Annotated in this window: 4 protein-coding genes and 4 CRISPR repeat arrays; of the genes, 1 reads left to right on the top strand and 3 read right to left on the bottom strand. The window is 71.1% G+C overall.

Annotated features, from left to right (window positions below; translation table 11 throughout):
• Positions 1 to 618: 618 nt before the first annotated feature.
• A complete protein-coding gene (locus N8I86_RS38930; RefSeq protein ID WP_263280374.1) occupies positions 619 to 813 on the bottom strand; it encodes a hypothetical protein in 195 nt (64 codons plus the stop codon).
• Between the two features lie 301 nt (positions 814 to 1,114).
• On the opposite strand from N8I86_RS38930, the gene N8I86_RS38925 reads away from it, so the two are divergent.
• Positions 1,115 to 3,670, top strand: coding sequence for a DEAD/DEAH box helicase (locus N8I86_RS38925; RefSeq protein WP_263280373.1), 2,556 nt, complete (start codon positions 1,115 to 1,117; stop codon positions 3,668 to 3,670).
• 75 nt (positions 3,671 to 3,745) lie between these two features.
• Positions 3,746 to 4,385: a CRISPR direct-repeat array (repeat unit 29 nt; unit sequence GGGACCATCCCCGCGCGTGCGGGGAGCAG).
• Positions 4,386 to 5,131: 746 nt separating this feature from the next.
• A CRISPR array of direct repeats spans positions 5,132 to 5,710; the repeat unit is 29 nt; unit sequence GGGACCATCCCCGCGCGTGCGGGGAGCAG.
• Positions 5,711 to 5,796: 86 nt separating this feature from the next.
• On the opposite strand, the gene N8I86_RS38920 is transcribed toward N8I86_RS38925, so the two are convergent.
• Both N8I86_RS38920 and N8I86_RS38915 read right to left on the bottom strand, forming a co-directional pair.
• Complete coding sequence (locus tag N8I86_RS38920; protein WP_263280372.1) at positions 5,797 to 6,180, bottom strand: fic family toxin-antitoxin system, toxin component; 384 nt, start codon at positions 6,178 to 6,180, stop codon at positions 5,797 to 5,799.
• A complete protein-coding gene (locus N8I86_RS38915; RefSeq protein WP_263280371.1) occupies positions 6,177 to 6,431 on the bottom strand; it encodes a plasmid mobilization protein in 255 nt (84 codons plus the stop codon). Before N8I86_RS38915 ends, N8I86_RS38920 begins: the two co-directional genes overlap by 4 nt.
• 166 nt (positions 6,432 to 6,597) lie before the next feature.
• Positions 6,598 to 7,482: a CRISPR direct-repeat array (repeat unit 29 nt; unit sequence GGGACCATCCCCGCGCGTGCGGGGAGCAG).
• A 77-nt stretch (positions 7,483 to 7,559) separates the two neighbouring features.
• Positions 7,560 to 8,622: a CRISPR direct-repeat array (repeat unit 29 nt; unit sequence GGGACCATCCCCGCGCGTGCGGGGAGCAG).
• Positions 8,623 to 9,685 lie beyond the last annotated feature (1,063 nt).

Here is a 9,685-nt window from a genome sequence, read left to right as displayed (position 1 = left end):
CGCGCTGCGCGCGATGCAGCGAACACCCGGCTGCGCCTGCGTGTTGCGTTCCGCCCGCGGGAACGCCTGCTGATCGCTGCGCGATCAGCTCACCCGGGTTGCTGCGCAACCCGGGTGACGTTCCGTCCGCTGCGCTCCCGGAACGAGGTGGCCTGCGCTGCGCTCCAGCCACCCAGCGGCGCTACGCGCCAAAAGCCGGCCCCGCTGCGCGAGGCCGGAAACGGGCCTTCGGCCCGGGCACCTACAGGACCGGGGTTTGGTGTGGGTCAGGCATGCGCGTGCCGGGGCCGAGCCACCCGCCGGGATGCAGCATGGCGCGCCGGCTCGGCCGGACCCGCGGCCTGGAGACGCCGGAGCCAGAGAGAGGCGATGAGGAGCAGGCCGGTGAAGACAGCCAGAAGGAGTACGGATACCCACATCGGCCGGCTTCCGGGGCTCTGCCATCCAGTCCAGGCGGTCGATGCCGCCCACAACAGGACGGCCACCATGTAGAAGGTACGGACCCGGCGCAGCTGGCGCACGGCCCGCACGGACTTGATGCGATCAGTCGTGGATGCCATGCCGGCCCGAGTACCCCCGGGCAGGGGGTTCAGTAGGCCGGGTTCGCTGCCGATTCGCTCAGTCTTGCTCTTGCTGCCGGGCGTGGTTCTCGAAGTCGCGGCGTACGGCGGCGCCCTGGTCCTCGATCAGGCTCGCACTGTCGGGGAGGTCCAGGGCGGCGCCGCAGTGGCTGCACAGTTTCCCGTTTTCGGCGGGTGTGCCGCATGCCTTGCAGAACCGGTTGCCTTCGCTGTTCCCGGTCTCGTGTGTCATGGCTCTCCCCTGTCGGGTGGACGGTGATGCAAGCGGAGTACCCGAGGCTTCCGGGTTGATTCTCCGTTCTGTGCTTCATTCTGTGGTTGCGATAGGCTCTGGAATGAGGTTGCTTCCGCTCTGTAGGTTCCGTGGCCCGCTCGAGGGTGGCCGTCTGCGGGTCTGCATCCGGAGACGTCGATCCGCTGTCAGGGGGCGAAATGCTGTGCCTGCCCGTCCCAACAACCTTGTGAGGTGGGTTAGTTGGTGGGTGGTCAGGTTGTAGAGCTGTCGTTCGGCTTGCTGTGAGAGGGGCACCGGAGTGGGTGTGAAGGAAGTCCGTCCTCATCAGCGGGAGGCCGTTGACGCGGTTATCCGGGCGCTCGAATTGCCTGCAAGATCCACTGTGCCGGAGCGGGGTCTGCGGACGCAGGTGGTCATGGCGACCGGCTCGGGCAAGACTCTCGTCGCCGTGCGCAGCGCGGAGGAGCTGCGGGCGGGCCGGGTGCTGGTGCTCGTGCCCTCGCTGGATCTGCTCGCTCAGACCGAGGCCGCGTGGCGTGAGGGCGGGCGTACGGGGCCGATGATCGGGGTCTCGTCCCTGCGGGGGACGGAGGCGTCCTTCCCGAACACCACCGACGTGGACGAGCTGGTCGGCTGGGTGCGTCCCTTCGAGAAGGTGACCGTGTTCGCCACCTACGCCTCCCTCGGGCTCGGCACGCTCGAACGCGCCCACGCCGCCGGTCTGCCGGGGTGGGATCTCGTCGTGGTGGACGAGGCGCACCGGACCTCCGGGCGAATCGGCAAGCCCTGGGCGGTCGTCCACGACAACACCCGCATCCCCGCCCTGCGCCGGCTGTACATGACCGCCACCCCCCGGCTTTGGCAGCTGGACGACGACGCGGAGGCTGCGCCCGGGGTGCCGGGTGAGCTGGTGGCGTCGATGGAGGACGATCCGGCGGGTCCGTTCGGGTCCCGCTGCTACACGCTGACACTGTCGGAGGCCATCGACCGGGGGATCTGCGCCCCCTACCAGGTGGTGTGTCTGGACATCACCGACACCCACCTCCAGGCCGCACAGCTGCTGGGCGTGGAAGGCCGCTCAGACGAGGTCCGCGGTGCGCGGCTCGCCGCCCTGCAGACCGCGCTGGTGAAGGCGTCCTCGGAGGAAGGCTTCCAGCGCACGCTCGTCTTCCACCACGTCGTCAGGGAAGCCGAGGCCTTCGCGGCCGGTCTTCCCGACGTCGCCGGCAGGCTGCACGCTACGGATCCGGGGCTGTACCCGCGCATCATCTGGGCCGACTGGCTGTGCGGTGACCACCGGGCCGACCATCGCCGGCGTGTGCTCGGTGAGTTCGCCGCCGGCATCGCCACCGACGGCACCGTGGTCGAGAAGAGCTACCTGGGCTCGGTGAGGGTGCTCGGCGAGGGCGTCGACACGCGGGAATGCGACTCCGTCTACTTCGCCGACGTACGCGGCTCCATGCCCGACCTCGTCCAGGCCGTCGGCCGCGCCCTGCGCATCCAGCCCGGCGAGGGGAAGGTCGCCTCCCTCGTCGTGCCGGTCCTGCTCGGACCGGGCGAGACCGTCGACAACATGCTCACCAGCCGGGCCTACAGCGGTCTGGCCAAACTCCTGGAGGCGCTCCGAGCGCACGACACCCGGGTGGTGGAGCAGCTCGCCGAGCAGCAGGCCCGCAGCCGGGTCCGGGGTGTCCAGAGCCGCTCCGGGGCAGAAGACGGGGACGCTGCAGACGAGCGAAGCGGCCGGGTGTCGGTGCCGGCCCGGGAGCTGCTGAAGTTCTCCACCCCCCGCGACCCCGCACAGCTGGCCGCCTTTATCAACCTCCGCGTCCTCAACCCCGAACACGCCCACTGGCGCCGCGGTGTGGAGGCCGCCGGCATCTACAACCGGCTCCATGGCGATCTCAAGGTGCCGTTCACCTACCGCGTCCCCGCCGCGGGCGACGACCAGGAGCAGGAAGGGGTGGAGGGTGCGGGGTGGCCGGCCTCGCTCGCCGCGTTCCCGCTGGGGCAGTGGATCGCCGACGCGCGCCGCTTCTACGCCCGCGGGGACATGGACGCCGACCGCATCACGCAGCTGGAACAGTTGGGCATGGTCTGGTCGCACTACGACGTCGCGTGGGAAGAAGGCCTCGCCGCGGGGCGCGGGTGGGCCGAGCAGAGTGGGCACCTCCTGGCCCCGCTGGACGCCACCTACCAGGGGTATCGCGTGGGCACCTGGCTGAAGAACGCTAGGGCCGCCGCCCGGCGGGCGCAGAACAACGAGCAGCGGCGGGCCGAGGGGCTGCCCGTTCAGTCGGCGGCCGGGGCGCTGACAGTAGAGCGGCGCGAGCAGCTCGACGACATCGACCCCGCCTGGTGCCCCGCCTGGCCCATCGACTGGCAACGCTCCTTCCACCTCACCCGACAACACCTCGACACCGGCGGCGCACTGCCGACCGAGCCCGGCGCGGTCGTGCACCAGGGCGAGGACCTCGGCCGGTGGGTACAGGCACAACGGCTCGGCTGGGACAAGCTCACCACCGTCCAGCAATGGATGCTGGAACACGTCCTCGGCATCACACCCGCCACCGACAACGAGAAACCCAAACCGCGCCGCTCGCAGGCCGACAAATGGGCGATGCACTACGCCGCCGCCCGACAGTACTACCAACGCGAAGGCCACCTACAGGTCCCCAGGAAACACGTCGAACGGATCGTTGTCAGCGGCGACGCGAGCGGCAGCACCGGCGAGGATCAGGAGGTGCGGGAGCTCAGGCTCGGGGCCTGGATCGGCAACCAACGCTCCAGAGCCGCCACCCTGACACCCGAGCGGATCGAGCAGCTCTCCACTATCGGCATGCGCTGGACCTGACGGTGGACAAGCTCCAGGTGTAGCGGCTGGCCCATGAAGCGTACATATAGCGTACATATTCTGTACTAAGAACCGAGGACCATCCCCGCGTGTGCGGGGAGCAGACCTCGGGGAGCGGAACGTCCAGACGGGACAGGGGACCATCCTCGCGCGTGCGGGGAGCAGCATTTCAGCGCTCACGCGACCCACCGCTTCCTGGGACCATCCCCGCGCGTGCGGGGAGCAGGACGGAGGTGCCGGTGGTGCCCTGCTCGGTGCAGGGACCATCCCCGCGCGTGCGGGGAGCAGTTCGGGGGGCCGTCCAGGACGATGACGTCGTAGGGACCATCCCCGCGCGTGCGGGGAGCAGGTGTCGGCCGGCCATGGCGAACAGGTCGCCCGGGGACCATCCCCGCGCGTGCGGGGAGCAGTCCATGTCGCAGCTCAAGAAGCTCAACCCCGTGGGACCATCCCCGCGCGTGCGGGGAGCAGAGCCTCCCTCCGTGGCGCTACTCGGCACCCCCGGGACCATCCCCGCGCGTGCGGGGAGCAGTGGGACTCGGCCGCCACGTACGACGCGGTCGCGGGACCATCCCCGCGCGTGCGGGGAGCAGGAGTGCGTCGACCGCGACGGCTTCTCCAGCCAGGGACCATCCCCGCGCGTGCGGGGAGCAGAACGGCCGCTCTTACGGCCTGTTCACGCTGCCGGGACCGTCCCCGCGCGTGCGGGGAGCAGCGGTCGACTCGCATGGAGTAGTGCGCGTCTCCGGGACCATCCCGCGCGTGCGGGGAGCAGGCCGCGGTGGGGTTCAGCCTCGCGGAAAAGGCGGGACCATCCCCGCGCGTGCAGGGAGCAGGTCGAGTCGGGCAGGGTGGCGTCTTTCCTGGCGGCGCCATCCCGGTACGGGCGGGGAGCGTCTGTTGTCGTGGACGGTACCCCAACGATCACCGGGGGCCACCCCAGCGCGGGCGGGGAGCACCGTACAACCGGTACGGCAATGCCGAGGACCAGGGACCATCCCGGCGCGTGCGGGGAGCAGATGTCCGGGTGCTCGTCGCGGGGACCATCCCCGCGCGTGCGAGGAGTAGAGCCCGTCCCGATGGCATCACTCTGCGTGTGTGGGACCATCCCCGCGCTGCGGGGAACAGTGCTCCTCCAGCACCTGCTTCGCCCGGTCGTAGGGGCCATCCCCGCGCGTGCGGGGAGCAGTCCTGCACCCCGAGGTCGAGGCCGGAGGCGTTGGGACCATCCCCGCGCGTGCGGGGAGCAGCCGCCGGTCTTGGTGTCGCCGACGAACAGCGTGGGACCATCCCCGCGCGTGCGGGGAGCAGCTCTCTCAGTCGATCCAGTACGAGCCGCTGATGGGACCATCCCCGCGCGTGCGGGGAGCAGGTCCACGCTGACCTTGGCGTCCTTGCCCACCTTGGGACCATCCCCGTGAGGGGAGCAGATGAGCGCCTGGGCGTCCGTCCGGGAGGTCAGGGGACCATCCCCGCGCGTGCGGGGAGCAGCAGTTCCTGGCGGGCCTGTTGGCTGGTTCGGAGGGACCATCCCCGCGCGTGCGGGGAGCAGGACGTCCTCACCGCCCACGGCCTCAACGAACTGGGACCATCCCCGCGCGTGCGGGGAGCAGCACGAGACGTTCTTCGCGATGACGTGGTCGTTGGGACCATCCCCGCGCGTGCGGGGAGCAGGAGCGCTGCGCCCGGGCGAGGGAGCGCTGGGCGGGACCATCCCCGCGCGTGCGGAGAGCAGGGCTCGCCCGCCGTCTGGTTCTGCGTCTCGATGGGACCATCCCCGCGCGTACGGGGAGCAGTTCCACCGGGAACCGGCCGCTTGGCTGACCCTGGGACCATCCCCGCGCGTGCGGGGAGCAGCCGCCCACCGATCCCCCGGCTCTGTGGGTGTGGGGACCATCCCCGCGCGTGCGGGGAGCAGGAGCGACTCCGCAACGTTGCGGAGCGAGCCAAGGGACCATCCCCGCCCGTGCGGGGAGCAGCGCATCGTCTCTTCCGCCGGCTTCTCGAAGACGGGACCATCCCCGCGCGTGCGGGGAGCAGGTGACCCGGTCGGCATCACGCAGGACAGTCCCTGCGGGCGCGGGGAGCAGTCCACTTGCCAGCATCACAAGTTCCGCGAGAACCTCTCAGCCTCCCGACGGGGAGGTCCATCCCTTGATCTCGTCCGCGACTTCCCGCACGTCGAGCCCGTTTTGTGCGATCCGCTCTGCCAGGTCCGCGGCCTGCTTGTGATCCACCGTCACCATGGCACCGGAGGCCGACAGATACGCGGCCGCGACGATCGCGCCGAACAGTTCGTTGGCGTACTCCAGTGCCGGCACCCGGATCAGCTGGTGCATGAGCGCGGCCGCACGATGGTGGACCTGCGCGTACACAGGGCGGTCCATCACCTTGTCAGCGTGCCGGGCCACCGCCGCCTGCAGCGTGCCGAAGTCGACGACGTCCGGATCACCGGGCACGCTCCGGTGTGCGAGATCCAGCAGCCAGGCACGGTCGATGTGCAGGATCACGCAGCCCGCTCACGCGTCTCGTCGCCCTTGACCTCCGGGGCCGGGTGGCCGAACCGCTCAGCGAAATGCGGGCCCCACTCCTGCGCGAAGTACTCGGCCGCGCCGAGGAACCGGTGCCGCAGGTCGTTGCCCTCATCAGCCAGCACCCGACGGGCGTACTCCGACACGTCCATACCGGCCGCCGCCGCCCGCTCCGCGATCACGTCGTACTCATCCTGATCCACACGGACATTGATCTGCTTCTTCCCCATAACAGCCAGCGTAGCGCCCCGTACACACCGCTACAGCCGATTCCACCAAACCCCCAACGACAACCTCCGGCACCGAAAGAGCCACGCCACCCCGCACGGATACCAAGGGCCACCACCCCCGCGAACGCCCGGAACACTCCATCCGGCCCCTACGGGCAGGCGAGGTGGAGACCATCCCCGCGCGCGCGAGGAGCAGCTGGTTGTCGGGTGCGGCGGGGAGTCGGCGGCGGGACCATCCCCGCGCGTGCGGGGAGCAGTCGGACACGGCGTTCAGAGCGTCGTTGAGGTCGGGACCATCCCCGCGCGTGCGGGGAGCAGGAGAGCAGCGTGGCGACACCCGCGGGGGACCCGGGACCATCCCCGCGCGTGCGGGGAGCAGACCACGGATGCGGGGTTCTTCCGGCCGTGCGAGGGACCATCCCCGCGCGTGCGGGGAGCAGACATCCGGTCCACCGGGAGCCGGTCGACCGAAGGGACCATCCCCGCGCGTGCGGGGAGCAGGTCGGGGCGTACCAACCGTCCGCCGTCCCCATGGGACCATCCCCGCGCGTGCGGGGAGCAGAGCGCTGCAACGCCCCAGAAGTAGACGTCCGGGGGACCATCCCCGCGCGTGCGGGGAGCAGATCACCCTGACCGGGTGCTCGGCGGCGTACTTGAGACCATCCCCGCGCGTGCGGGGAGCAGGTGGCCTTGGTGCGCGACCGCGCAGGCCTGTCGGGACCATCCCCGCGCGTGCGGGGAGCAGATCAGCGTGATCGGGTTGAGCGCCATCACCGAGGGACCATCCCCGCGCGTGCGGGGAGCAGCTGCGTGGCCAGCTCGTCCTGCATGATCTGGTGGGGACCATCCCCGCGCGTGCGGGGAGCAGAGCAGGTCCAGGATCTCCATGCCCCGCATGCCGGGACCATCCCCGCGCGTGCGGGGAGCAGGAGATGCCGGTGCCGTCCATGGCCGCGATGGTGGGACCATCCCCGCGCGTGCGGGGAGCAGTCGACCTGGTCGAGCGTGCTGGACTCGTACAGGGGACCATCCCCGCGCGTGCGGGGAGCAGCATGCGCTGTTCTCCTTGCTGGTGTGCCCGCAGGGACCATCCCCGCGCGTGCGGGGAGCAGTGGCCGTGGTGGGCCCGGGGACCATCCCCGCGCGTGCGGGGAGCAGCGCTCCCACTGGCGTATGAGGTACATCGCCGGGGGACCATCCCCGCGCGTGCGGGGAGCAGCGCTGGATGTCCTCCAGCTGGTCCTGGAGGTCGGGACCATCCCCGCGCGTGCGGGGAGCAGGAACGGGTCCTGCAGGGGTCGCACGCCACCGGGGGACCATCCCCGCGCGTGCGGGGAGCAGTTCTGGCTCCCTCCGGCGCCGTCCACGACGGACCATCCCCGCGCGTGCGGGGAGCAGGGCTACCCGGCACGGGTCATCGCGGAGCCCCGGGGACCATCCCCGCGCGTGCGGGGAGCAGCGGAGGCCGTCGATGTCGTCGGCGTGCTCGGTGGGACCATCCCCGCGCGTGCGGGGAGCAGGAGGAGCGGCTGCACTGGCTGATCGGGCCGGCGGGACCATCCCCGCGCGTGCGGGGAGCAGAGATCCAGGCCCACCTGCAGGCCCTGGTAGTCGGGACCATCCCCGCGCGTGCGGGGAGCAGCCTGGCATGACGACGTCGCCGACGCTGTCTTCGGGACCATCCCTGCGCGTGCGGGGAGCAGAGCGTCCGGGTGCGGGCCTTCTCCTTGGCAAGGGGACCATCCCCGCGCGTGCGGGGAGCAGTGGATGGACCATCCTGGGGTCCACCAGGGGTCGGGACCATCCCCGCGCGTGCGGGGAGCAGCCGCCAGCGCGGGCGGCGTAGGCGTCGGCGATGGGACCATCCCCGCGCGTGCGGGGAGCAGCTCAGCTTCGCCTACGACACTGGGCCGCCCATGGGACCATCCCCGCGCGTGCGGGGAGCAGTCGACCATGCTCCAGTTGTTCTGGTTCATGTTGGGACCAGCCCCGCGCGTGCGGGGAGCAGCCGGTCAGGCCCTGCTTGGTGATGCGCTCGGGGGGACCATCCCCGCGCGTACGGGGAGCAGTCGCGGCCGTCGTCAGAGTCGCCAGTGGGCGGGGGGCCATCCCCGCGCGTGCGGGAAGCAGTATCCGCCGCGAGCCATGGGCTACTTCGCCTTGGGACCATCCCCGCGCGTGCGGGGAGCAGTAGTAGTCCGGGTACCAGGCGATCAGGTCACCGGGACCATCCCCCGCGTGCGGGGAGCAGTGGCGGTAGATCACCGCGGCGGCTCGCGCGTTGGGACCATCCCGCGCGTGCGGGGAGCAGTTCAGCTTCGCCTCGTCGATCATGCCGGCGTTGGGAACATCCCCGCGCGTGCGGGGAGCAGTCGGTGATCGCTTTCCGATCGGACGCCATGATGGGACCATCCCCGCGCGTGCGGGGAGCAGTCGGTGATCGCTTTCCGATCGGACGCCATGATGGGACCATCCCCGCGCGTGCGGGGAGCGAACCCCACCTGTGGTGGCGACAGATCGCCGCGGGACCATCCCCGCGCGTGCGGGGAGCAGCGACTTCCCCGCAGGCCTGATCGAGCTGGAACGGGGCCATCCCCGCACGCGCCGGGAGCAGTCGTCCGTGGTCTCGCCCCAGTAATCGACGTCGGGACCATCCCCGCGCGAAGTGGAGCAGTCGGCTCACGCTGCCCACCCGCTGTAGGTGGGGGGCCATCCCCGCGCATGTGGGGAGCAGCCGATCCGTCCGCTCGCACCCTGGATGGTGTTGGGACCAGCCCCGCGCGTGCGGGGAGCAGGAGTAGATCTCGATGAAGTAGCTGAGCGGCACGGGACCATCCCCGCGGGTGCGGGGAGCAGGACTGGAACGCCAGCACGGTCCCCGAGCCGTTGGGACCATCCCCGCGCGTGCGGGGAGCGGAGCTCGCCGGTCGCGCCGGTGTACAGGTAGAGGGGACCATCCCCGCGCGTTCGAGGAGCAGCTCGCTATCGACCTCGCGGGCCACCCACCGCGGACCATGCCCGCGCGTGCGGGGAGCAGAGCTCGCCGGTGCCGGAGCCGGACTGGAAGGCGGGACCATCCCCGCGCGGGCAGGGAACAGCGAGGGTGCCAGCGGTATGGCTGACGCCCGCAGGACTATCCCCGCGGGCGCGGAGGGGGGCATCCCACCAGCTTCACCTGGATGACGTTCAGTAGGCTTGTAGTCCCTGCCTGCGCGGGGAATCGGTCGATGTCTTCGTGTGCATCTGGCCGATCT

This window comes from Streptomyces albidicamelliae, assembly GCF_025642175.1.
Lineage (GTDB): Bacteria > Actinomycetota > Actinomycetes > Streptomycetales > Streptomycetaceae > Streptomyces > Streptomyces albidocamelliae.
Note: the sequence above shows the minus strand (reverse complement) of the source record. Positions and strands in the feature narration are given on the sequence as shown.